Raw genomic sequence first — 25,148 nt, forward strand, 5'->3', positions numbered from 1 at the left:
AATTTCTAACCCCCATCTTCCGGCCGTATCATATTAATTTTCTTAATTTGAATTTTTGAATCCAAGCGTTTTATAATACCGGTAGAGATAGTCATAAATAATCATTTCAAACAATCTCTGGTTCGAAATAAAAATCCTGTTGATATTCATATGAAATATACTCTGGAAGAAATATTGAAGTTCTTTTTCTGAACAATTTCTTTTTACACGTTGCAGCGCTTCGGAACTTTCTGTGATACCGTTAAGGATATCAGTTCTAAAATCCTCATATTCTTCAGACTCCAGAAACTTGAGATAACCGGGCTTAAAAGCTCTGTATTTTTTATCAAGCTGACTATTAAGATTTTTATCCGCATGAAATTCTTTTTTAAAAGCAAGATTGGAAATTCTGATCCATTCAAGCTTTTCTGCCATAGAAAGTTCTAAACTCTTCAGCACTTCATCTATATAAAAAAGCGCTACGATGATTTTTTCTTCATCATCAAAATGCAGATATTCATGAAGAATAAGATGACTGCTCTTCCAAAATAAAAATTCTGCATCTTCAATGCATGCTCCTCCATATCTTTCGATCTCTCTGTCGTAAGTATCCAGCCTAAAATCAGAGATTTCTCCGGAATGGATATATTTCTCCAAAGAAGAAGTAATTTGTGAAAGTACAGCATCAAAACTGCCGGTATCTGAAAGTTCAAACCGGATCCGTAAATGGGATTTTGGATCATTATACCGGATAAAAAACCATTTTTTGATGAGATCTTCCTTTTTCAAATGTTGTAAAAGCGGTTGAATTGCTTCTTCCAGGATAATATCTGCTGTTTTTACTCCTGTATAGATCTTAGCATATAACCATTGGCTTCCGGGAATATATTTTCTGATTGGTGTTTCCATTTATTGATCTTTATATAAAGAAAATACAAACTGCCGGGCAAAATCCTCTTTTTCATGATACAGAAATTCTTCAACTCTAATTGATTTTCTGCCTTGTATTGTGGTTATGAAAAGTGTTGCACTGGTATAATTCTCGAGATTCAGCACAAGCGTATTGTCTGACTGTGCCCATTGTATCCATTTCGGCATCTGTCTTTTGACTCTCCAGGTTTTTAAAGCTGACAGAAATTCGTCTTTACTGTCCATGACAGAGAGCAGCATGTTAATATCCTCCTCGTTAATCTTCCATCGTGCTTTTGAAAGAATGATGTTTTTATATTCAACTCTTGGTAAAAAGCGGTAGATTTTTCTCAGGTCTCCCCAATAGAAAGATAATCCGGAACGTTTATGCTGTGAATATAAGTCGCACAGGAAATGGTAAACCGGCAATGAATCTGCCGAATAGTTGTGTGCATTGGTAAGATAAGGCTCAACCTCTTTGTTCAACCTTTTTGAACGCAGGACAATCCTGTCATTCTTGATCGAAATATAAAGGTCTTCAACCGAAATCTGTTTTTCCTGAGGCAAGGCAGACTGTGCCAGATAAGGTATTTCATATTCTCTAAGCAAAGGCCGTCTGATGACATTCCCTATTCTGGCTTCCGGAAGATGGACGATCTCAGCAGAAATCACATCCGGGTTTAATGCTTTTTCTTTTTCAGCAATCGCTTTTACCAGAGTTTTTATTTCTGATTTTTCAGAGCAGAATCTTGCCAGCAGATCTCCGGCACTGCTTCCGCCACCGCCGTTAAAAAATAATTTTTCCTGTCCGCTGTCTGAAACAATCTCGGTCATAAAAGAAAGGGTATCTGATAAATCTTCCCAGTGCTCTTCAAAATTTTTAAAATCGTCCTCACGAAGTTCAATGGAAAATGCTCTATCCAACAGGTTATCCTGAATCTTTTTATTTAAAATAATCTGAACAGGGTTTAGTCTTAGATTCAATTCCGGTTTTATTACTTTACCCGGAAGATTGATATCTTCTAAATAAGGATGTAGTCCTTTAGTTTGAATATTCTGTTTATAGCCAATCCCTATTTCAGTATCCAATACATAAGTTAAGGGTACTTCTTCTGTTTCGAACCTTTCATAAAAGGCTTTTTTAAAGGTTTCAAAAACGGTGTCTTTATTAAACAAGGTCATCCTGTTCACAAAGGTAATTGCCTTTTTTAATTCTTTCTTCCAGGTTATAGGCAGTTGAAATGTATTGTTGAAATATAAATCTGTCTGAAAAAGGTATTTCTGCTCATAATTGATGTTGAAAAACTTCATCAGCTCTTCTACTTCGGCGTATAGAGAAACTGAATTTCCGAACTTCATATCCACATGTTCAAGCTTCTTTTGTATAGAAACTAGAATGTCTGCATAATTTCTGGCTCCAAATTTTTGTACTACAGCAATGATAGCATCTAAAAAATCGACACCCGAAACATTCGGTTCCAGTTCACTCACCAAAACCTGATTTTCTATTAATTCCTCAATAAATCCGGCGGCATCTTCTTCTGTGATTTCATCATTGATAAGAGTTTCCGTAATTTGGACTATTGTTTTTCCTTTTTCGACAAACTTCAGCAACTGATTAAGTTCTTTAGAGTTGGGTGCTGATGAAATAACATACTCTCTTTTTCCTTCAGCATACGTATATTCTACATACCGGATCCTGCTCCCTACTCTATAGATACTGGTATTCGGATAAAATAAAAGTTTGCTTTTAATCTCAGGAATTTTTGCCAGCGTCTCGGACAGTGCGACCAAAAAATGCATATCAAGCTTGGTATCACGAATCTGGGTATTGGTTATTGGTTGTTGGTTATTGGATATCGAAGTGGAAATATCAGTATTAAATGTTCCTAATCCAACGCCGGAAAACAGACCGAACGGTGTACAGCGGGTACTCATCCGGCTGTAGTATTTTAAGACGGTATCTTTCAGTTTTTCATGCTGTCTGGAAGAGAATTTCCCTTCGGAATTGAGCCATTTCAGAATCTCTCCATGCAGATAAGGCGAGGCGAGATAAACAGCTTCCTGAAAAACAGGGTCTGTGCAAATTTCCCGCAATACTTCATCAGGAATTTCATCACGGTCTGTCTTTTCAATAAAGTCTTTAAGAGAAAATAACGGTGAGCGTACTACATATTCATCAAAAAACTGATAGGGAAAACGGGGCATTATTAAAGTGCTATTTAGATATATTAATAAAAATAGCAAATATCAAAACAGATATTTGCTATTGAATAATTCAATGTCACTTTGTCATTTCAAAAGTGATATAAGTCTTAGTTATTACCATCTCTAACGTCTTCTATAATAACATTTGGGGAAACAGCAGTACCAGTATCAGTTCCTACCGTAGTTCCTGTATGAAAAACAGAACCACTACATTGTGCTAATCCACCTTTTATTGATGATAATGATTGATTACTAATTTTAGTCATTTGTACCTTTTTCAAAGATAATTTCTTTTCTTGCTTTTCTTTCATGTGAATCGATTTTATGAAGTAACTACCACAAAGAAAACAAATAATTGTTTTCACCCCAAAAAAACATTCTCGAAATTGATCAATATCGTATTAAAAAAAAACATAACAAACACATTATCAATATTAAATAAAATATTTTATTTTTCCAACAATTTGATATAATAAGATGGTAAAGTTCCAGTAACTTTTCTAAATGCATTAGAAAACGACTCTGAATTATTATATCCTACTTCATCTGCGATAGCTGAAATGGTATATTTCCTAAGCTTTTCATTTTTGTTTAGCTCTTCTACCACATAATTAATTCTTAATTCATTAATATATTGTGAGAAGTTTTTTTCTTTAAGTTCATTCACAGATTTTGAAAGATAATCTCTGTTGGTTCCAAGTTCTTTTGCCAAACTATCTACCGTAATATTTTTACGCAAAAATCCTTTTTCGCCCTCAAAATTCTCCAATTTAGCTCTTATATCCCGAAGTTTTTCATCCGACAACAAAATTTTACTCTTTTCTTCCTTCTCTGGGAGATCTAGTTTTGTTTCAATAGGAAGAGGTACAGCTGTGAAAGCGGAAAATGATTCTTTTGATCTTTCCAGCAAACGATCTGCTTGTTTCTGATATTCTTTTATCCTTTTTTTGTTTTTAACATACACATAGAGCAAAACAGATATGATAAGAAAACCTGCACCCAAAATCCAGAATAATAATGAATTCCTGTTATTAAGGCTACTAATCAGTTTTTCTTTTTCGTCTAGTAATACAACTGTATCATACTTTTTATATATTTCTTTTGAAAGATAGTTTTGATTGTTATTAATTATACTATCTGCATACATCAACTTATTAACATAGTTAAGTTGATTTTCTTTATCACCCTTTTTCTTATAGTAATCTATTAAAATTTCATATCCATCTCTTATTGTATATAATGCACCTTGTGAAAGCTTTGCAAGTGAATCTGATTTAATCAAAAATGGAATTGCCTTACTTTCTTTATGCAGATCATAGTTGATCTTTCCTTTATAATAATACAATATTGATAGATTTGCATAGTCTTTATTTTTTGTTAGATCTTTCTCTATACTCGAAAGATTTACAAAAGCATCGTTATAATTTTTCAGATTATAGTCTGCTATGCTTTCTGACATAACCAAATAAGGATAGCTGTTATACTCATTGTATTTCTTACATTCGGCAATTCCCAATTTATTGTAAAATTTACATTTTTCATACTGCTCTATCTTATTATATGCATTTGCTACAGAAAATATTGCACTAATATAATTCTTAATATCTTTTGTATCAGTCTTAATTTTTTTCTTTTGATAATTATAATATTCCAAGAATAGAGAAAGTGACTCTTCATCTTCGCCTGTTGTGGTTTTTAAAATACCTATCAGTTTCTTTATATAATAGTATTGGTCCTCATTCTTATTCTTAGCTAAATTTAGAGCCTTGACATATTCATTCAATGCGGCCTTGTAATTAAATGAATAACTGTACAAAATACCTTCAATAATAAAAGCTTTTGCAGGGTATTCTTTAGTATCTAGATGCTTAGTCAAACTTAATAATGTATCCGCATAAGGTTTTCCATTCTCAAATTTCAGTCCTTTAGTATGGGCCAATTTATAATATCCATCATAAATTGCCTCACTATTTTTTTCTTTTTTCCCCTTTAGTAAAATGGTATTTGCATACAGTTCTGCTTTATCGTTATCTATTCTATAAATTTTGTCGTAGGACTTTTGTAAGTATTCATTATTTCTCTTTTTTAAAGAATCTGGAATATAAAAACCTTTTATACTTTGCGAAAAGCATACTGTCTGACAAAAAAAAGTGAGCAGAAGAAGAAAATATTTATTCATACACGTTTTTTCCAACTGCAATAATACACATTTTTATCTTTTTCTATAAGAATACAATAACACATTAATGTACAAAACATTACTTCAAAAATCCAACATTTATCTTTATCAAACTCTATTAATAACTATTCGAAATTTATCAATTACGGGATACATTGTTTGCCAGACAAGCGGAACATCCACATCTTTGCTCCAGAAGGTAAGAACACAAAACCTTGTAGACGTCCTACAACAATACACTGATCAGTATGCCCTGTGCCGGGGTTTATATGGCAAAGCAAATATTAATTAAAAAATTTTAGAAAATGAAAAATTTAAAGAAATTAAATGCGTTTTCAATTGAAAAGAAAATGATGAAAAAAGTAGCTGGAGGTAAACTTAGCCCAATCACATCTACAACTAACGAAACTACTACACTTTGCCAAGGCGGAGGATGGCAGCTTGACGGTGACGATTCTGACTGGACTGGTTAGTAGCCCATATAAAAGGGCTGTTTTGTTATAAAACAGCCTTTTAAAATCTATCGAAATTCAACATGATACTATTTTTAACCAACTATTGGGACTATTCTACGCAAAAGCTGATCGATATTTTTAAAGATAAAGGCTTTGAAGACTATATGGTCATTACGACTTCGGATATTTTTGAGCACAAAATGCTTATTGAAGTCAATGGAGATGTCGTAATTGGAAACCAGAAGATTGATTTCGAAAAAATTACGGCAGTATGGTGCAGGAGATTTGCATCTTTGGATTATACAGATCATTATGATAATGCCATTAAAGATAATTTTGAATTCTTCGGTTTCGATTCGATTAAGTTTAAGGAACAGTTAAGAGCTGAATTTCTTACGCTGATTTCTTATATTAATTATAGACTTAAAGATAAAATATGGTATCCCGCAGCCAGCGGCAATCTGAATAAACTTATTGTTCTTCAGGAAGCAGCCCAAGCAGGTTTACAAATCCCTAAGACTTTTATCACGAACAGATCTATTACGGATAGTGCTAAAGAAGGTATGATCACAAAATCAATACATGATGCCAATTTCATGAACAGCAAAAATGGCTATATGATGAGCATGCTGACCAAAGAAATTGATTTCGACCATCCTGATATACCCTCAGAATTCTTTCCCTCTCTTGTTCAAAACAAGATTGATAAGGAGTATGAGCTGCGGATATTCTTTATTGATGAAGAATTTTATCCGATGGCCATTTTTTCCCAGGGTCAGGATGAAACCAAGCTTGATTTCAGGATCAAAACTGATACTCCTACCCGATATGTAAGATATAATTTGCCTGAAGATATCAGAACGAGGTTAACAATATTGTTTAAAAAACTTAGTCTCAGAACCGGATCTATCGATATGATTAAAAATAAAAAAGGAGAATATATATTTTTAGAAATAAACCCTGTGGGCCAATACGGAATGACTTCTAACCCCTGCAATTATAATTTGGATTATAAAATTGCAGACCACCTAATAAAACTATGCAACCACGAAAATATAAAGATATCATAGGGCACGAAGAAAAAAAGAAATATTCTCTTAATATCCTGATGGCAGAAATGCATAAAGGCTCCGCTCCCATAAAAAAGAAACTGAAAGGAAAAATATCACATCCTTTTTATAAGCTTATTTCGCCTATCCAATTTTTTGAAGATGATGAACAATAATTTTTTTGTCTTATATAGCGACTGTATCCCTGTAAACGGGAGTGCAAGAAGCCTGATATGTGACCTGGGAAGAAATGACTTCATCTTTATAGAAACCGGACATTATGAAGCGCTTTCCAAAAATACCGTGGTCGTAGACCATGAAAATAAGGAATGGCTTGATTATCTGGTGGAAGAAGATTATGGCTTTTATACGGATACTCCTGAACTGTTTCCAAGACTTACTTTTAACCATGAAAACTCATCTATTATAACCAATGCGATTGTTGAACTCAACCAATCTGCAGACCATTTAAAAAAACTATTAGAAAAAAGTGAGCAAAATAGAATTGAGGCATTAGAATTGAGGATATACAACCGTTCTAAAGATTTTTTAGTCGATATCCTCACTCTAATTTCAAGTTCCAATATCCGGTCAGTATCATTATGTTTATCAGATTACAGAACCATTAATGATGATTTCACTATGATTTTGGCTGATATCAATACATTGAGAGAGCAATTCAATGAACTGAAAGCTATTTCTCTTTTTGCGTGCAGTGAAAATGATAGCTTCATCATACAGGATACTTTGATTGTTTATAACACCACATCACTCAGAAATGACCATTGCGGACAGATTTCTCCGAAGAACTTCATCATTAACTTTCAAAATTTCGCGGAGGCTAACCATTGTAATTCCTGTTTAAACAAAAAAATGGCGCTGGATACTGAAGGGAATATCAAACCCTGTCCTTCCATACAGGCAACGATCGGAAACATCCATGATTTTGATCTCAGAGATATTGCTAACAATACCATCATACAAAGCTATAATATTGCTAAAGATCAGATAGAAGTATGCAGGGATTGTGAATTCCGGTATATCTGCCACGACTGCAGAGCCTATCTCAGTCCTGATAAGATGAATGCTAAGCCTAAACACTGCAGCTATGACCCTTACACTGCAACATGGCAATAATTAGTAATCTATTTTGATCATGGACAACTTTTTTTTCAAAATAACACCAATTCTTTTTTTATATACCGCCATCATGGCATTCCTGTTAATGGTGATCCCTCGCATTTTATAACCCTGAGGGATTCACCTTATAAAAAATGTTTCCAAAGGCTGATTCAGCAAACCGGAAACTACTGATGTTCCTATTGTAAAATGGCCGAAATGAATACCACCAAAGATTTAAAACGCCCTCTTGAAATACTTCAGTCTTCATTCTTTCCCAATTATCTGGGGGTTTTATACTATTTCAGAAGCCATAGAATCGGCGATACTAATTTTGAATCATTACTCTACCATTACAAAGCCCGTAATATAGGATACAATAAAGATGAAATGGTTGATAAATTTAAAGGGTACTACCCTATTTCCGCTATAGATTATATTGTAAAAACTTCAATAGATCAGGAAATATTTGCGATTAACGAACATCATCTGAACCATGAAAACAGAATATTCATGGAGTTATTATTAGAAAAGCTATACCAAAATGGTTTCCGAAACATTTTTGTTGAAGGAATCAATGCTGATCTTAGCAATATTCATCAAGTTAGTTCATTTATAGGATATTATACTCTGAATCCGAGCTATGCGGCTTTCCTCAGGAAGGCTTTGGAGCTAGGTTTTATCGTCAATAGCTACGAGTCATCCGAAATATCTTCTCATCCGGACAAGGCACACCGGCAGAGTTTCAGAGATTATATCCAGGCAGAAAACATCATTGATAAAATAAATTCGCTTCCCAGCACAAAATCTATCCTCTATGCAGGTTCTTCCCATATCGAAAAATCATCCGGCAATGGCTGGAAAAAAACAGTTCAATATCTTAGTGAAATTTTATTAGACAAAAAAATATATTGTGCAGATCAATCCAAAATGGGAAATGTAGATTTGGGAAAATCCGATTATTTTAATTTTGTCAATGATGAATATGCCTTATCAGAACCATCTGTTTTTCTTAATGATAACGGAGAGGTTTTAATGGATCATCCCCAGCTGTATGACCTTCAAATCTTTTTTCCAAGATCCAAAGACTGGTATTCTCATCACTATCTGGATATTTCCATAACACTGGATACACGCTTTCTGGGTATGCATCTTTTAGTATACAGAAAAGAAACGGTTTATTATCAAAGTATCCCCGAGCAGATTATCGAGATCAATTCTGAAACTATATCTTTATCTCTTCGGGAGGAATATACTTATGTTTATTTTATTGCAGATCATGATGGTGATGTGGTGTTTAGTGATATTATAGAAAATAATATAGATTGATCGTAGCCATCATGAAAAATTTTAAATTTAAGCTGACCTTATAAAACAATTATGAAAATAAATCATCTCTGGCTCTTTTTTATTGTCTGTCTTTTGACATCATGTTCTCAAGATAAACATCAAACCATTCTAAAAGGTGATATTCCTAATCTGCCTGATGGTACTTTGTATGTATATGAAAATAGCCCAGACAATATAATTGATAGCGTCAATGTCAAGAACGGCAAATTTAACCTAGCCCATCAATGGAAGCCTGAGAAAGAACCCAGTTATTTAGGAATTGATCATATTGATAAAAACGGAACTAAAAGGTTAATTGATTTTCCAACTCATGCCCAATATAGAAAAGCAAAATGGAATACTTCTTTATTTCTTTCTGACTCAATCATTTCTATAAGTGGGAATTTAATAGAGGAAGATCTTAAAGATTTGAAATTACCCACAAAAATTAAGCTCGTGACAATTCCCAAAATTATTGCAGGTAAACAAAACCAAGCTTATTACAATATAGACGGTGATTTATTTGAGAGAATTGACAATAAAACAATTCAAACTATAAAAGCAAAAATAAAACAATATCCTTACTCTTATCATCTGCTCTATAAAATACAGGAAAACAAAAACAGTTTTTCGGCAGAAGAGCTTAAAGAGCTTATGCAATTATTTAACGGTAATATCAGACAGAGCAGCACCTTCAAAAAACTATCTGCACACAACGAAAAAATGTTCAGTGGAAACAAAACTGCCCTTCCTCTTTTAGAAAATGCCGAAGGGAAAAAAATTACTATTTTAGATACTAGTTATGACAAGCATCTTATTGTTTTCTGGGCCAGCTGGTGTGGACCATGCAGGCAAGAAATTCCGATGCTAAAAAAACTCCATGCTAAAAAAGGAACTTCTGTCGAGTTTGTTTCCATTTCAATAGACTCAGATAAAACAGCTTGGAAAAAAGCCTTAAAAGATGAGCAAATGATATGGAAGCAACTTACTGCAAATGATACAGATCCATCTTATGAAAATCTCCAAATACAATTTAAGCTTAATGGTGCCATTCCGTATACATTATTAGTAGATAATAATCTGAAAATATTAGCATCTTCTGTTGGTTTGTCCTCAGAAAAAGATTTGTATATGCTTATAGAAAAATAGAGATATTTCCTCATTAATGAAAAAGAATACGGTAAAAAACGTAATTTACATGATTATAATAACATTTATATAGCAGAGAAATCCAACATCAGATGATCTCCGCTTTCTAATTATTATAATCTTTTAAACTAAAACACCATGAAAAAGTTACCCATTCATTATTGTATTTATTTTCTTATTGTACTATGTCTCTCATCCTGTAAAAAAAATTACATCACGTATTATAATAAGGTAAATGAAATTGACAGTATCTACAGGCTGGCCAATAATCCAAAACTCGCCGTAAAAGAATATCGTGCGCTTTTTAAAAAATATACCCCTAAAAATCAGGAACGTATTGAAGAATATGCTACTTATATCAGACTTGCCGATCAATATCATGAAGATTTCGGAGGGAAAGAAAGCCTGTATCATTTAATTTCTTTACTAGCTCCTTATGATAATAAATACAAAAACTATCTCCCTCTTTTTAATAAATATGGAATTGACAACAACACAGTAGAACAAAAAATAGCAGACTGGAAAAAAGATTTGGATAAATCGTTAATAGATTCTTTTGCCATTGCCTTCAAAAGAGATCAGCAAGGCAGACCTTTTGACACCCTACAGGTAAAAAGAAATGTAGAAAAAAATGCACAGCTTTTTAAATGGACATTTGAAAAGTTTGGATTTCCTTCAAAGGATAAAATAGGAAGCGGCCCCATGCTTACACTCATCAGTCATATGTCTGACTCAAAAACTTTTTATCCCTATTTAGAAACTAAAGTATTAGAATATGTAAAGTCCGGAGACTGTCCTCCTCTTGATTATTCTCTGCTGGTAGACGGAAATAAGTTTACGCCGGGTAAAAGCACCTATTACGGCATGGGAAGAAGTTTTCTTCTAAAAATAGATTCCGCAACGATAAACCGACATAGAAAAAGCATTGGGCTTCCAAGTCTGAAACATGCTGCTATCCTTAAAAAAGATTACTTTAAAAACCTAAAAGAAAACGCCGCACATTCCTCCGAATAATTGTAAAAAAATTATAGCCTTTCTATCCGGAATTTATCAATTACGGTATACTTTATTTGGATCGGATTTATAAAGTTTTGATCTTTACTATGATCAATTCATCATCCTATCTGTAAACTAATTGTGGAGAAAAATACGATGTGCTCGGCAACCTTAGCTCAAACAAACAATGCTGGGACAGGGCGATAGAAGTAATCCATCAATAGTAATGAAATTAAGCAAATCACGAATTTCCACTAAAAAACACTATTAATTGACAAAAAAATGATATTCAACTGCAAACGTAATAGCATTGATAACAAGATGTTAATTCTCTTTAAACAATATATATCACCATAAAAAGAAAAAGTTTTTGTTTTTTTAAAACATCTGTGTATTTTAGATAAAAAATATTTATATGATTTTCGATAAACTAATTAACTACCTCAAGCTTGATAAACAGGAGTTTATTTTCCAGTTTAACTCCCATCCAAACTATCCGTCTGCGCTGGCTTTCAGTGATACATTGAATTTTATGGGCGTAAAAAATGATGCTTATGAACTTGATAAAGAATATTGGGATGAACTACCAGAAGAATTCATCGCCATTGTTGATAATTCTTTTTCCCTGGTAAAAAAGGCAGGAAATAGTTATTCAGTTTATTCAGAAAAAGCCAATACACTCAACAAAGAAGATCTCCATAAAAAATCCACAGACTTTGTTTTACTCTTTGAGAAAACAGAAAATGCAGAAAGTAAAGCGGCTGTCAACCTCAAGCCTATTCTATATGCTGTTTTTGCTATTGTTCTTATGTATTCATTCCTAAGCCAGACGATATATGAAGCACTATTCAATGTTCTTTCTCTTGCAGGAGTTTATATTTCTCTGGAACTTTTCAACCAAAAATTCGGAAACACCTCTTCAGTCATTGGAAGTATCTGTGGCGACACCACAGCGAGCCAGGCCTCCAACTCATGTGATAAAATTATCAAACAGGATAAAACCAGTATTTTAGGATTAAAATTTGCCGATTTTTCTCTGATCTATTTTACGGGACTTGTTGTTCTGGGACTTTTTTTACCTGCTACAGCGTATATTGTTAAAGGATTCACTTTTGTATCAGTGCTAGCCATCGGGTATTCCTTATATATACAAGCCTTTGTAGAAAAAACATTTTGCCGGGTATGTCTCCTTATCATTTCAATTCTGGTAGGACAATTAGTTGTAAGCACATTGCTTTTTGAAAATCTATCTTTTGGAATTGGAACACTTTTATTAACGGCTATTTTATGGATTATTATTTTTTCTGCGGTACTCTATGTTAATAATCTGCTTTCCTATAAAGAAACACTGCAGAAATCAAATGCCAAAAACCTTAGATTTAAAAGAAACTATGAACTTTTCAAATCTCAGCTTGTAGACAATGAAAAAATAGAATTCAAGGATAATGAAACTTTCTCTTTAGGAAATAAAGATGCTAAACTTCATATTTCCATCGTGTCCAATCCGTACTGCGGCTTCTGTAAAGATGCTCACAAAATAATGGAAGATCTTTTGGCAAAGTATCCGGAGCAGCTTTCCGCTCAGTTAAGATTTAACTATTTCCCTGAAAAAGCCAATGAAAAATATACAAAACTGATTTCAGACTTTACCAATATCTACCACAACAAACCGGAAAAAGAATTTCTGAAAACGGTAGAAGACTGGTTTGAAACAAAAGACGAAAGCAAAATAAGTGTAAAGTCTGCCGCAACTGAAGGATCCGAAAATTTAAACCCGATCATTGAAATGTCGAAAGATAATACAGATGCCGGATTGACGTTCACACCGGTTTTCATCATCAACGGACACCAATTTCCGGATAAATATGACCGTGAGGATATTTGGTTTTTCATTGATGAATTAATTGAAGACGAAGACTTTTAGTAAAAAATAAACGGCATACAAAAATTCACTATCTTAGGAAAAACTATATAAGCGAATTCCGAAAAGCTTTAAAACAGTAGGAAAACACCAAAACCAATAACTATGAAAAATTTACAAAAAGTAACAAGAGAAAGTTTAAAAACTATTAAAGGTGGACTTAGACAATGCCCTATTGATGGAGATTGCGGTCCAGGATATTGCTGTTCAAAAGGTGCTTGCAGACCTTTTTCAGGAGCCAGCCCGACAACTTATCTGTGTGACGCACCTTTAAATTAAAATTGCCCGCCTTCGGGATTTGAAAGCACCATTATGTGTGGATGTCTCCTGCAAATGGTGCTTTTATTAGTCGACAATACATTTGAATATTAATATTGGATAATGAAAAATGTCGTCATATTTTTGACGGCATTTTATAATGAGTATAAGTTTTGAAGAAATTTCCTTTTTATAAACAACCTGACGCAAAGGACTGCGGACCTACGTGTCTCAGGATTGTAAGCAAATATTACGGCAGAAGCATCTCTTTACAGCAAGTCCGTACTCTTTCTGAAACGACCCGTGAAGGAAGCAGCCTGCTGGGACTGAGCGACGCATCAGAAAATTTGGGATTCCGCTCACTGGGAGTTCAGATCAACTTTAACACGCTGGCAGAGGAAGTTCCTTTTCCATGTATTGTACACTGGAACAAGAACCATTTCGTTGTTGTTTATAAAATTGATAAAAACAATAAAGTCTATATTTCAGACCCAAGTTACGGCCTGATTACCTATACGAGAGAAGAGTTCATCAAATCCTGGATCGGGGAAAACGCCAATGAAAATACGGAAGAAGGGATTGCCCTTATTCTGGAAACTACCCCTGCTTTCTTCCAGACCGAATTTGATACTAACGAGAGTAAAGCCAGCTTTACTTTTCTTTCAAAATACCTCCTGAAATACAAGTCGCTGGTTATCCAGCTTGCAGTAGGTTTATTGGCAGGAAGTTTACTTTCCCTTATTTTCCCTTTTCTTACCCAAAGTATCGTAGATGTCGGTATACAAAACCAGGATCTGAATTTCATTTACGTGGTATTGCTGGCGCAAATCATGCTCTTTTTGGGAAGAATGGGTATTGAAGTCATCCGAAGCTGGATTTTGCTTCACCTTTCTGCAAGGATCAATATTTCTATTATTTCTGATTTCTTTATCAAGCTTATGAAGCTTCCTATAAGCTTTTTTGATACAAGAATGACCGGAGATATCATGCAGAGGATCAATGACCATCACAGGATAGAACAACTTTTAACAAGTTCATCTTTAAACACCCTCTTTTCTCTTGTCAACCTGGTTATTTTCAGCATTGTACTCTTATTATATGATTACAGGCTATTTGTAGTCTACCTTATAGGAGCAGTACTGTATGTAGCATGGATTAGCTTCTTCCTTAAAAAACGAAAAGAACTCGACTATAAAAGATTCTCTCAGGTTTCTCAGGAACAAAGTAAAGTGATTGAGCTTATCAACGGTATGCAGGAGATTAAAATGCACAACGCCGAAAAGCAGAAACGTTGGGACTGGGAATTTTTGCAGGTAAAATTATTTAAAATCAGAATAAAATCCCTGTCTCTGGAACAGTGGCAGTCGGTGGGAGGTAATTTCATCAACCAGATGAAAGATATTCTGGTAAGTTTCCTCTCTGCCAAACTAGTACTGAGTGGTAATCTTACCTTAGGGATGATGCTTTCTGTACAGTATATTATCGGACAGCTTAACAGTCCATTGCTTCAGCTTATTGACTTTATCAAACAGAGTCAGGATGCTAAAATTTCTCTTGAAAGATTAGGTGAAATCCATGACAAGGATGATGAAGAAATGAAAGATGAACAATATGCTTCCGAAATCCCACAAAAAGATCTTGAAATCAGTAATATGTCGTTCAGATATATCGGTTCAGATGTTCCGGTATTCGAAGGACTTAATCTTGTCATTCCTTATCAAAAAACTACAGCCATCGTTGGAGCCAGCGGAAGTGGAAAGACAACCTTGCTGAAATTATTAATGAAGTTTTACGATCCGAATGAGGGAGACATAAAAATTGGGGGTACTAACCTGAAAAATGTTTCACCAAGATTCTGGAGAGATCACTGCGGAGTGGTGATGCAGGAAGGATATGTTTTCAATGATACTATTGCCAATAACATTGCGGTAGGAGAAGATTATGTGGACAAACAGAAATTAAGGCGTGCAGTAGAAATTGCCAATATCCAAGAATTTATTGAAGGACTGCCGTTAAGCTACAATACCAAAATTGGAAATGAAGGACTTGGAGTGAGCGGTGGACAAAAACAAAGACTTTTCATCGCAAGAGCTGTATACAAATCCCCCGAATATATTTTATTTGACGAAGCTACTTCAGCGTTGGATGCCAATAATGAAAAAATCATTATGGAAAACCTGGAGCAGTTCTTTAAAGGAAAAACGGCTGTGGTTATTGCCCACAGGCTTTCAACCGTGAAGCATGCAGATAAAATCATTGTGCTGGATAAAGGAAAAGTAGTAGAAGAAGGAAGTCACACCGAATTGGTCGCATTACGCGGCGAATACTACAGACTCGTTAAAAACCAATTAGAATTAGGAAATTAATACGTTAGATATCACCAAACAGCGGAATCCGAAAAGCATACAGAGTAGGAAAAAATTAAAATTATATTACTATGAAAAATCTAAGAAAATTAACAAGAATCGACCTTAAGTCTCTGAAAGGAGGAGGAAAAATTTGCGGAGACTACTTCCCACAAGATCCACCTGATATAGGAACACCTTTCCAATGTGACTGTAATTTAGCATGGTGTGAAAAGATGACTGCTTGTGTTCATCCTAGTTTTTTCTCTCCTGAAAATTGCTTGGTATAAGGACGAAAAGGCATTTCATGCTTAGAATATAGATATCAGCAACTTTCCTCTGAGAGTTGCTGATATTCAAAAAATTGTAATATTTACAATAGTTCACAGAGTATCTATTCCGCAAACTGTATAGATTTAATTACCAGAAATATTATTAAATCTTCATAGATTTAATTTTTTAAATACGATGTCAAAAGATATATTAGACAACATAGAACTGCGCTCGGAAAGTGTTCAGGACATTCTTACCCAGCCTCCCCATTGGATGATACGCTGGGGGAACAGCATTATATTTATTATTCTACTGCTCATTATGCTGATGAGCTATATCATCAAATATCCGGAATTTATTCCGGCACCTATTATTGTGACTTCACAAAATCCACCGGAAAAAATTGAAGCCAGAATAAGTTCTAAAATAGAAAAGATCCTCATCAAAGACCATCAGAATGTTAAGAAAGATGATTTGTTGATGGTGATGCAATCTGCAGCCAACTATAAAGATGTACTGGAACTTAAAAAACTGGTAGATTCACTTATTCCCGGTCAACTGCACACCTTTCCGCTTGCCCAAGCTTCAAGATTCAAACTGGGAGAACTTCAGGGAGATTATAACAGTTTTGCAAAAGCATTACAGGATGAGCAGCTTTTTACCAGGCTTCAGCCGTATGCTCCTGAAAACTTAGCGGCCAATCAAAGTATTTCTGAATACAGAATAAGGATTTCTACCATCAGACAGCAGAAAAATCTGGAGCAGGCAAAATATGAGCTGACGAAAAAAAACTATCAAAGATCTCAGGAACTCTTTAATCAAGGTATTATTGCAGCGATGGAGCTTGAAAATGAAAAAATAAAATTTATTCAGGCGCAACAGAATCTGGAAAATATCAATATTTCTTTATCACAAATGGATGAAGGTATTTCGAATTTAAACAAAACAAAAAGCGGAACAGCCATTAATACGGAAAAAGATAAGATCAATTATTCTTCCCAGACTTTACAGCTTTTTGAGCAGCTTAGAAAATCACTGAAACAATGGGAACAGAACTTCCTTGTCATTTCATCTATTGACGGAGTAGCGAGTTTCCAACAGTTTTTTGGTGAAAACCAATTTATAAAAACGGGAGACCCGATTCTCTCTATTCTTCCAAAAAATAAAGAAAAGTTGGTAGGCAGAATGTCTGTACCTACAGCCAATTCTGGAAAGATTACTGCAGGAGAGAAAGTATTGATCAAACTAGATAACTACCGTTTCCAGGAATACGGTATCATAGAAGGAAAAGTTCAGAATATTTCTCTTATTCCTGACGATAAAGGAAATTATTATGTAGATGTAGTTCTTCCAAAAGGATTAAAAACGAGCTACAATAAAACGCTTACTTTCGACAAAGAACTAAGAGGTAATGCTGAAATTGTAACTCAGGATCTCCGACTTATTGAAAGATTCTTCTACCAAATCAGAAAACTGCTGGGTTATCAAAGTTAATTTGATTTCTTACATCATATAAAAAATAAAACCGCAGCAAGATCGCTGCGGTTTTTATTATAATTGTATGAAAACAGGGTTATTTTGAGATCCCCGATTTAGCTTTTAAAAAGATAAAACTATAATCTGTAGGTAGTTTATTTGTTCCAATCACAGATGCATTTTTATGACAGTCCATACATTGCTTTTGCTGTATATAGGTCTCCATTGTTGTATTCGCGATTTTATTTGGAGTTATTCCTCCTTCCATCAGAGGCACCTGTTTATTATTACCCTTATCCTGAATTGGATTTTCTGGCCACTGTATATCGATCAGCTGGTAATATTGCCACACCGACTTAGGATTGCTGGCCCTGATCATTTGCCAAATCTGCGCATTTAATTTTATAATGTCCGGATTGATTGCATTCATCCTTGTAACTTGCACGGGCTGATTAAGACTATCTTTTCCCGGAACAGGAGACTGATTGGGTTTTGCACTGCTTTTAGGATTATAAAAACAATATCTGATGGATGGATCAACTTTCTGTCCATCCGTCGGTGCATTGTTGATATGCTCAAAGGTCATCCAATTAAACTGTGGAGACTGGCCGGTTTTCCTGATAATATGAAGTCCTACCAATCCAAGATAACGTGGAACATATGGTCCATAAATCGGATTTTTATTACTGTCAAATCCTTTTATCTCAGGAACCATCGCTTTCGAAATTTTGTAATAATTTTTCAATGAATCAAGCTGATTCTCAGGAATGATCCGCCAGGCAGCCTTAATTTCCATAGATTCTGTTGGTAACCATACTCCCTGGTTTTTATTGGCGTACGATTGTAAGTTAGCTAAATTATAGAGTTTATTTTGTCGTATGAAATCACTTTCTGTTGTATTGATTCGTATTTCATACCAAACTATATTACCACTTTGATCCGTCAGCCATGCTCCTTCAGCCTGCATAATCTCATCCATATTATTAGCACCAAGCAGCGTTCTCAGATTGGCTTTGGGAATATTTCTGCTGATATCTGTAAACTTATTGATCTCGTTAATGTACTTCACATACCCATTTTTACCGGTAAGATTCCATTTTTCAGGCTGTTTGGCTGTAAATACATCATCGATACTCAAAAAGCTTTCCCATACGGTAGGGCTATAATCTCCGGGAGTTCCATAATTAGCGGCTACCGCAGTCGTATCAGGAACTCCTCTCTGACTGGAAGCTTTCCAGTTTAAGGAAAGGAAATTCTTCCAGGCAAAACAGTTTAATACACTTTGTGAACTATGGGCACAAGTGGAGTCAGCCGGCAATTGGTAGGTTATTGAAGGCGGGTCACAATATGCTCCGCAATCAATAGGGTCATTATTCACTATTTCTTTCGAAAAACCTGCTTTAGAATCTAATTTTTTGTCACCCTTTTTTCCGGATTCACACGAAATTAAACTCATTATACAAAGGAAAAATAGCAGCGCTCTCATTTCAGTATTTTTTGAACCTGCTTGATCTGTTGTTCAGAAAGCAAAGAAAAATTGGGTGTAATATTCACTTTAGGTAATGAACCGGCAGGTACTACTTCCAATACTCCGGATATCGTAAACGTAGGATCTGTAGCATTGTTGAACAATGCAAGAGGTTTTTCTCCCAATGTTATATTACTATCTGTTGTAATAGAAACCAAAAATAACTGGTTGCCATTGCCCATATCTTGGAAATTGTTGACCGATATAGTAATTCCAGGTCCAAAATTAAAACCACCCCCCTGCACGGCACCGTTGGTAAGGATGGCAATTCCTTCAGTTGTCGTTCCAGCTTCAATCTGAGTGATACATGAAGTCAGGTTAGAAAATGTATCAAGCTGATTATATAAACTCGCCTGTAATAAATTATTATCTAACAGGTACTGTACGCTCGGTAATATCGTATTTGGAGTTCCTACTGGAGGAAATTCCTGAGGTTTTTGTCCGGCAGTGGGAGATAATCCTGTTCCTGCAAGCTGTACTTTAAAAGTATCGGCAATCTGCGAGCCCCACTTTAACGGAAAATTATTTACTAATATATCACTAAGCTTAAAATTAGCTCCCGGAGGGGCAGTAAATCGGGTATGCAGTATCATATTGTTAGGATAGTATGAATCGCCAGGATTAGCATCCACTCCTCTAATGATACTATAACAATCTTTTATGGTAAAAGCTCCGGCAGTAGAAGGCATCTTAAATACGGTAAGATCAAATGGTTCCTGTCCGTATAATGCAATTGGATTTGTTAAAGAAACCTGTACCTTATGATTATATACCAAAGAATTGACATTTTGCCCGATTCGGGGATCACTGTTTCTGAAGATCTGACCATATTGGGCCGCACAGATCAATGCATTGGCGTCTGTAATTACTTTTCCATTCAAAACCCTTAAAATGGTCGCAGCAGCACCTAGATAAATCTCAGCACCCAACGAGTTTGGCGGACTGGTAAGATGTACGGCCCCACCACCTGAAGGAGTAGATTCTGTTCCATTATTCCATTTGTTAATAGGATTATAAGCAGGAAGGCCTGTTTCTCTCATTATAACAGGATTACCTGTGCTGTCTAAAAGATAAAGATCTTCTTTTTGAACACTTGTATTATTCAGAATCTCCTGATACAAGGATACTACTGTATCCGGAGAAACCTTCCACATATGGAACCAGTATTCAGGGTTTTCATGGGTGAAATCCACCACTATAATATCTCCATTTTCATCTCTTGTTACGGACCATTCACAATATTCATCCTGCCAGCCTCTCGGACCTGATGGACCAAAGGGTTTTGTAGAGGTATTGGCAGGATCGCAAGGATTTTGAGGGACTACAAGAGTCATATTATATTTTATATTGAAAGCAGCAGGCCCTATGTCGGCAAGCTCATGCAGTTTATCCTGATAATCTGCCTTTCCAAATTTTTGGGTAAAAAGATCCGTGAAATAATGATTAATCCTGTTTGGGAAAGCACCCCATTGAATAGGAGTTGTATTATTGGGAGATGGTGCGGAAGGAGTTACCAGAGGATTGTAATACCAGCTTCTGGGATTATCATATGTACTGGACCAGGGATTTCCCATCTGAGAATTGATTGTACAATACTTCACATAGTTGCTCCATGCATTTTCAAATTGGTTTTTTAGGTCAGGTTGATTTTTAAAATCCTGTTCTGCCTGATAGGCGGGAGTGTCAAATTTTTCCATGGTTTTAAATTTTAAAAGATAGTTTTAGTTTTATGAGAAATTGGAATTAGCTTTTCCAAAAGCACCAGTACAGAGCGTACTGTAAAGATCTGTATATGCAAAAGGTCTGAAACCTGCTTACGTTTGATTATCTAAATTATTAGTTTGAGTATGCAAACCAGTAATTTCCAATACTCAAAGCTATTTATAATCCCTTACAATACATTACGTATTTCTACGTATTTTTATGATACAGTTAAACAACAAGCTGTATCCCCTATAAACAAAGGAAAATAATTATAAATAAAATCTCAATACTGTGAAAAAAAAGACAATAATTGATTAATATCTCTGAACAAATAGCCTGATAGAAATAGTGAAATAGTGAAAAATTGAACGCTTTGAAAAATAAATCTACTCAAGAATAAGATAGACCCAATATGATTCTACTGATTCATTTTTCACTAAAAGGCCTTGATAATATTTTATAATTCTGTAGAATAAAAGAAAGTGAAATTCTGAATGTACTTAGTATATAAAAAAATAAAAGCCCCTATTACTAGGGGCTTTTTGTAGCGAAGACGGGAATTGAACCCGTGACCTCAGGGTTATGAATCCTGCGCTCTAACCAACTGAGCTACCTCGCCGTTTTGGTGGTGCAAATATAGAAAATATTTACTTACCACCAAAATTATTTTGCTTTAAAATACTCCAAAACATCACCGACATGGTCTGGTTTATTGATTATCTTATTGTTAGCATCTAAAATAAAATACGTCGGAGTTGCATGAACATTATAGGTATCTACATAACTGCTGTTCCAGCCTTTTAATTCTGAATCATTGACCCAAGGAAATGCAGCAATTTTCTTAGTATATGAATCTTTATCCACATCTAAAGAGAAACCTACCACCTGTATATTTTTAGCCTTTAAATCATTGTATTTTGCGAGCAGCTGAGGAAGCTCGCTTTCACAATGTGAACAAGTAGAAGACCAGAATACGATGATCTTTTTATCTGCTTTGATATCATGCAATGACTTCGCCGTACTATTAGCAGGTGCCTGGAATTTATAGTTAGGAAATACAGCTCCCATTTCTATATTGGCATTCGACTTCAGAGTAGAAGCCAGCCTGTCATTAATGGTACATTTAAGGTTTTTAGCGAGGTTCAGATATTTAGTTTTAAATTCATCCATCTCATAGACATCAAAAATATCAATAAGCTCTGATAAAACAGTTTGCCCTCTTGGTGTTTCTACTTTTAAACGGTCTAAAAGCTTATCCACAGAAGCTCCGACATTCGTATTACCACCTGCATTAAGATACGATACCAATACCGGTCTTAATAATGATGATGTTTCTAGCATATCATTAGATTTATCAAGGAAATTGATAATGTCATCCTGAGTAGCTTTTTTAGAAGGATCTGCGGAGTTAGATAAGAATTTGCTATAGTTTGTATTATAATAATAAATAAACGGATGCTGTGTCTGATCTATGTTTCCTGCTCCTCCGGAAAGTCTGCTGATCTCCTCTTTCAGGGCTTTACCAAAATCCGTATTATCTTTATAATATTCTTTAATCTGAGTTAATGCAGGAAGAATCAGTTCTTTCTTTTGAGAACCCTCCTGTTGTTTGTTCATAAGTGAATTAACTTCATCCTGATAGATAATGTCTTTCACTTTATTGTTCTGAACGTCTAATTTTATGCTTACGTTTTTATTTTCAGAAATAAAACTCACCATATTATTGGTATTCGGAAAGTTCAACTTCATCATTCCCATGTAGCTGGTGGGATATTTAAAGGTCCATGTATTATTCTTATTTTGTTCTTTGGTAACAATAATATCTTTTGAACCGTTCAATGTATATAAAATAGCCTCTTGTTCTTTGAAATCTGATGGCGCCTGTACTGTAACAGTAAACTGAGCCTGTAAAGAAAATGCAGTTAATGCTGCTGATAATATATAAATCTTTTTCATTGAGTAAAAATAAAAAAACTCTCTGATTAATCAGAGAGTTTACTATTATTTTAATAAAATTTTATGCTTTTTGACTTTTATATTTTTTTGTAAAGAATACAATAAACATAATTGCAATTATTGAAAGTACATAAACATACATATCGATTGGTGCTGCTTGTTCTCCAGTTCCGGATCCTCCGGTACCACCACCTGGTGGCACAGGAGTAGATGGAATAGCCTGGACCAATAACACTATAAAAAGAAAAAGAGTGGATAATAGTTTACTAATATTATTTTTCATATTTTTTATTTTAAGATTTTGGTGTTAACAGTTTCTCCCTTATCAGAAACAATTTTTACAACGTAAGAATTTTTAATAGAACCATCAAGTTCAATTACAAAATCTCTAGATGCATCAACTGCTTTTTTAGAGATAACCAGTTTACCACTCATATCGTAAACTTCAATATCTGCTTTTTTCCAGTTTGGATCGAATCTAACAATATAGTTAGTGATCTCAGGATTATATACTACTACTGTTCTTGAAGTAGGTGTAGCTGCTTTAGTTGCTAAAACATCCTTGCTAGGTTCTCCGTAGTATAAATTATACTCTTCATTACTAACAGGGATTACATCACCTTGTTTTGCCTGTTGTACAGTTCCGTTTGTTGCTTTATAATAGAATCCGATACCAGCAGATAACTGATGAGTTCCAACAGGAACTAATTCTGCATTTTCTCTGATTTCGAATTTATAAGACTTCACTTTACTTAGGTCGTAGTTTACTAACATTACATTTTTACCTTTAAAGTTACTCTCGTTAGCTTCATTGATATACAACCAATACTGTCCAGTATAGTTATTATCATATCCGCCTGCTAAAGCTTCTTCATAAGTACCAATCAAGTTTCCTGAACTTGCAGCTGCCTGAACCGTTGTAGTTGTTGACACCTGGTGTCCGGTAGTTGCAGTTGGAGAAACTACATAATATGTTCTTGCAATTTCTTTACCAGTAGCGTCAAGACCAATCACTCCCAGCTGTTTCACACCTCCTGAAGCAAGTTTACCTGCATGTGCATTTTTAGCAGCAGTAACATTATAATCAGTACCCGCTGCTCTCGCAGTTTGGTTAAAACGTCGTAATGTATTAAAATTTAAAGTCTGAGAACTGTTATCTCTTAATTTCAATACAAACGGCTGCATCGGTTTAATGATAAAACTATTGACGTCACCAATAGGGGTTCCATCAGCCTGGTTAAATGTCACTATCTGAGCTCCGGTAGTATAGGTAGAACCTGTAGCACTTGTTTGTACAGTACCTGCTGAGATTTTAATCCCCCAGATATTAGAAATTGCATTTCCGTCACTAACACCTAGATTCTCTACATATCCAATTCTAGATAAATCTAAATTGGTAAAGAACGGGTTCCCAAACTGGTAGATGTTTTTACCAAAATTTCCTACCCATGGAGTGGCAGTATTCTCAAACTGATCCTGAAGGTAAGAGTTGTACTTTTCATTCTGAGGATTGATTGCGTTACCTCCAGGTCCGAAGGTAACATTTCCACCGTTTTGTAACGTGGCAACAGGTAACGTAGCATAAGGTTTACCATTAAGAGTAAACACAGAACCAGTAGGTGTTGGAGCAATAGTAGCCATCGTTGCCGGCGGAGTACTTGTATTCAAGTCATTACCGGTAACTTTAAGCATATAATACCCTGAACCATCATTGGTAGTAGCAGTCAAATCAGTAAAATGATTAGATACCGCACCAGTATTAGCCCACGTTAGAATTGGATTACTATATCTTCCTGTGTTAAAGGTTTTAGCAAATTCAGTTGATAAGGTATTTAGTGTTTTACCATAGAAAGGCATTGCAATTTGTTGGAAATAATTGCCATCACCATGTCTATCAGTTCTAAATTCTTTACTCACAACTCCTGTAATGTTGGCCTGGGTTAAACCATCAATATAAAGTTGTCCATAAGTGGATGTAGCATAAGTACCTGGAGTATTCAGTCTTAAAACGATATTTCCACCATCGGTTTTATCAGCACCCGTGGTAGTAATTGTTTTAAAAGCATCTCCAGTTGCGCCTACAACCATAACATTCCCGTGAACGTCCAGAAGGCCATTACCTCTGGTCTGCACACCCCCACCACTATAGACTAGGGTGCCTTCACTCACATACATATTAGCATTGGTGTCAACATGACAAAGTATCTGCGCCTGAACAGAGGAACCAATTGCTAAAAGACCAATAGCAAATAAACTTTTTCTCATTGTATAAATTATTTGTGTGTTAATACAATCTTCACCCGCAAAGGTATGAT

Annotated in this window: 21 protein-coding genes and 1 tRNA gene; 12 read left to right on the plus strand and 10 right to left on the minus strand. The window is 34.9% G+C overall.

What is annotated here, in order from left to right; translation table 11 throughout:
- Nucleotides 1-42 precede the first annotated feature (42 nt).
- The 4 genes from SB679_RS21515 to SB679_RS21530 all read right to left on the minus strand — a co-directional run bounded on the left by SB679_RS21515 (nucleotide 43) and on the right by SB679_RS21530 (nucleotide 5,275).
- Complete coding sequence (locus SB679_RS21515) at nucleotides 43-888, minus strand: thiopeptide-type bacteriocin biosynthesis protein (RefSeq protein ID WP_410704353.1); 846 nt, start codon at nucleotides 886-888, stop codon at nucleotides 43-45.
- On the minus strand, nucleotides 889-3,096 hold the full coding sequence (locus SB679_RS21520; protein WP_410704354.1) for a lantibiotic dehydratase family protein: 2,208 nt from the start codon (nucleotides 3,094-3,096) through the stop codon (nucleotides 889-891).
- Between the two features lie 107 nt (nucleotides 3,097-3,203).
- Nucleotides 3,204-3,407 carry a hypothetical protein gene (locus tag SB679_RS21525; protein WP_410704355.1) on the minus strand — a complete coding sequence of 68 codons (204 nt, stop codon included), beginning with the start codon at nucleotides 3,405-3,407 and terminating at the stop codon, nucleotides 3,204-3,206.
- A gap of 137 nt (nucleotides 3,408-3,544) precedes the next feature.
- Complete coding sequence (locus SB679_RS21530) at nucleotides 3,545-5,275, minus strand: helix-turn-helix domain-containing protein (RefSeq protein ID WP_410704356.1); 1,731 nt, start codon at nucleotides 5,273-5,275, stop codon at nucleotides 3,545-3,547.
- Between the two features lie 305 nt (nucleotides 5,276-5,580).
- Between SB679_RS21530 and SB679_RS21535 the strand changes: the two genes are divergently transcribed.
- The 12 genes from SB679_RS21535 to SB679_RS21590 all read left to right on the plus strand — a co-directional run bounded on the left by SB679_RS21535 (nucleotide 5,581) and on the right by SB679_RS21590 (nucleotide 17,663).
- Complete coding sequence (locus SB679_RS21535; RefSeq protein WP_165585202.1) at nucleotides 5,581-5,748, plus strand: hypothetical protein; 168 nt, start codon at nucleotides 5,581-5,583, stop codon at nucleotides 5,746-5,748.
- Between the two features lie 62 nt (nucleotides 5,749-5,810).
- Entirely contained in the window at nucleotides 5,811-6,800 is a 990-nt protein-coding gene (gene gwsG, locus SB679_RS21540; protein WP_410704357.1) for a grasp-with-spasm system ATP-grasp peptide maturase, read from the plus strand.
- A complete protein-coding gene (locus SB679_RS21545; RefSeq protein WP_034712618.1) occupies nucleotides 6,770-6,955 on the plus strand; it encodes a hypothetical protein in 186 nt (61 codons plus the stop codon). Before gwsG ends, SB679_RS21545 begins: the two co-directional genes overlap by 31 nt.
- Nucleotides 6,942-7,916, plus strand: a complete 975-nt coding sequence (gene gwsS / locus SB679_RS21550; RefSeq protein ID WP_410704358.1) for a grasp-with-spasm system SPASM domain peptide maturase — start codon at nucleotides 6,942-6,944, stop codon at nucleotides 7,914-7,916. The genes SB679_RS21545 and gwsS overlap by 14 nt, the downstream gene beginning before the upstream one ends.
- Nucleotides 7,917-8,117: 201 nt before the next feature.
- Nucleotides 8,118-9,227, plus strand: coding sequence for a hypothetical protein (locus SB679_RS21555; protein WP_410704359.1), 1,110 nt, complete (start codon nucleotides 8,118-8,120; stop codon nucleotides 9,225-9,227).
- A gap of 51 nt (nucleotides 9,228-9,278) precedes the next feature.
- The gene (locus SB679_RS21560) at nucleotides 9,279-10,376 is read left to right on the plus strand and encodes a thioredoxin-like domain-containing protein (RefSeq protein ID WP_410704360.1); all 1,098 of its coding nucleotides are present in this window, start codon (nucleotides 9,279-9,281) and stop codon (nucleotides 10,374-10,376) included.
- A gap of 138 nt (nucleotides 10,377-10,514) precedes the next feature.
- Nucleotides 10,515-11,390, plus strand: coding sequence for a hypothetical protein (locus SB679_RS21565; protein ID WP_410704361.1), 876 nt, complete (start codon nucleotides 10,515-10,517; stop codon nucleotides 11,388-11,390).
- Between the two features lie 397 nt (nucleotides 11,391-11,787).
- On the plus strand, nucleotides 11,788-13,296 hold the full coding sequence (locus SB679_RS21570; RefSeq protein WP_410704362.1) for a thioredoxin domain-containing protein: 1,509 nt from the start codon (nucleotides 11,788-11,790) through the stop codon (nucleotides 13,294-13,296).
- A gap of 102 nt (nucleotides 13,297-13,398) precedes the next feature.
- Nucleotides 13,399-13,572: a bacteriocin-like protein gene (locus SB679_RS21575; RefSeq protein ID WP_410704363.1), complete on the plus strand. Its 174-nt coding sequence runs from the start codon at nucleotides 13,399-13,401 to the stop codon at nucleotides 13,570-13,572.
- Between the two features lie 152 nt (nucleotides 13,573-13,724).
- Nucleotides 13,725-15,917, plus strand: coding sequence for a peptidase domain-containing ABC transporter (locus tag SB679_RS21580; protein WP_410704364.1), 2,193 nt, complete (start codon nucleotides 13,725-13,727; stop codon nucleotides 15,915-15,917).
- Between the two features lie 71 nt (nucleotides 15,918-15,988).
- A complete protein-coding gene (locus SB679_RS21585) occupies nucleotides 15,989-16,186 on the plus strand; it encodes a bacteriocin-like protein (protein ID WP_410704365.1) in 198 nt (65 codons plus the stop codon).
- A 178-nt stretch (nucleotides 16,187-16,364) separates the two neighbouring features.
- The gene (locus SB679_RS21590; protein ID WP_410704366.1) at nucleotides 16,365-17,663 is read left to right on the plus strand and encodes an HlyD family secretion protein; all 1,299 of its coding nucleotides are present in this window, start codon (nucleotides 16,365-16,367) and stop codon (nucleotides 17,661-17,663) included.
- A gap of 79 nt (nucleotides 17,664-17,742) precedes the next feature.
- Here SB679_RS21590 and SB679_RS21595 read toward each other — a convergent pair whose 3' ends face one another.
- The 6 genes from SB679_RS21595 to SB679_RS21620 all read right to left on the minus strand — a co-directional run bounded on the left by SB679_RS21595 (nucleotide 17,743) and on the right by SB679_RS21620 (nucleotide 25,098).
- Entirely contained in the window at nucleotides 17,743-19,131 is a 1,389-nt protein-coding gene (locus SB679_RS21595; RefSeq protein ID WP_410704367.1) for a hypothetical protein, read from the minus strand.
- Nucleotides 19,128-20,870, minus strand: a complete 1,743-nt coding sequence (locus SB679_RS21600) for a hypothetical protein (protein WP_410704368.1) — start codon at nucleotides 20,868-20,870, stop codon at nucleotides 19,128-19,130. The genes SB679_RS21595 and SB679_RS21600 overlap by 4 nt, the downstream gene beginning before the upstream one ends.
- 552 nt (nucleotides 20,871-21,422) lie before the next feature.
- Nucleotides 21,423-21,496 (minus strand) — tRNA-Met (locus SB679_RS21605).
- A 44-nt stretch (nucleotides 21,497-21,540) separates the two neighbouring features.
- A complete protein-coding gene (locus SB679_RS21610) occupies nucleotides 21,541-22,833 on the minus strand; it encodes a peroxiredoxin family protein (protein WP_410704369.1) in 1,293 nt (430 codons plus the stop codon).
- Between the two features lie 61 nt (nucleotides 22,834-22,894).
- Entirely contained in the window at nucleotides 22,895-23,116 is a 222-nt protein-coding gene (locus SB679_RS21615) for a signal peptidase (RefSeq protein ID WP_410704370.1), read from the minus strand.
- A gap of 5 nt (nucleotides 23,117-23,121) precedes the next feature.
- Nucleotides 23,122-25,098 carry a T9SS type A sorting domain-containing protein gene (locus SB679_RS21620; protein WP_410704371.1) on the minus strand — a complete coding sequence of 659 codons (1,977 nt, stop codon included), beginning with the start codon at nucleotides 25,096-25,098 and terminating at the stop codon, nucleotides 23,122-23,124.
- Between the last annotated feature and the right edge of the window lie 50 nt (nucleotides 25,099-25,148).

This window comes from Chryseobacterium sp. SIMBA_029, from assembly GCF_046535275.1.
In the GTDB taxonomy this organism is placed as follows: domain Bacteria; phylum Bacteroidota; class Bacteroidia; order Flavobacteriales; family Weeksellaceae; genus Chryseobacterium.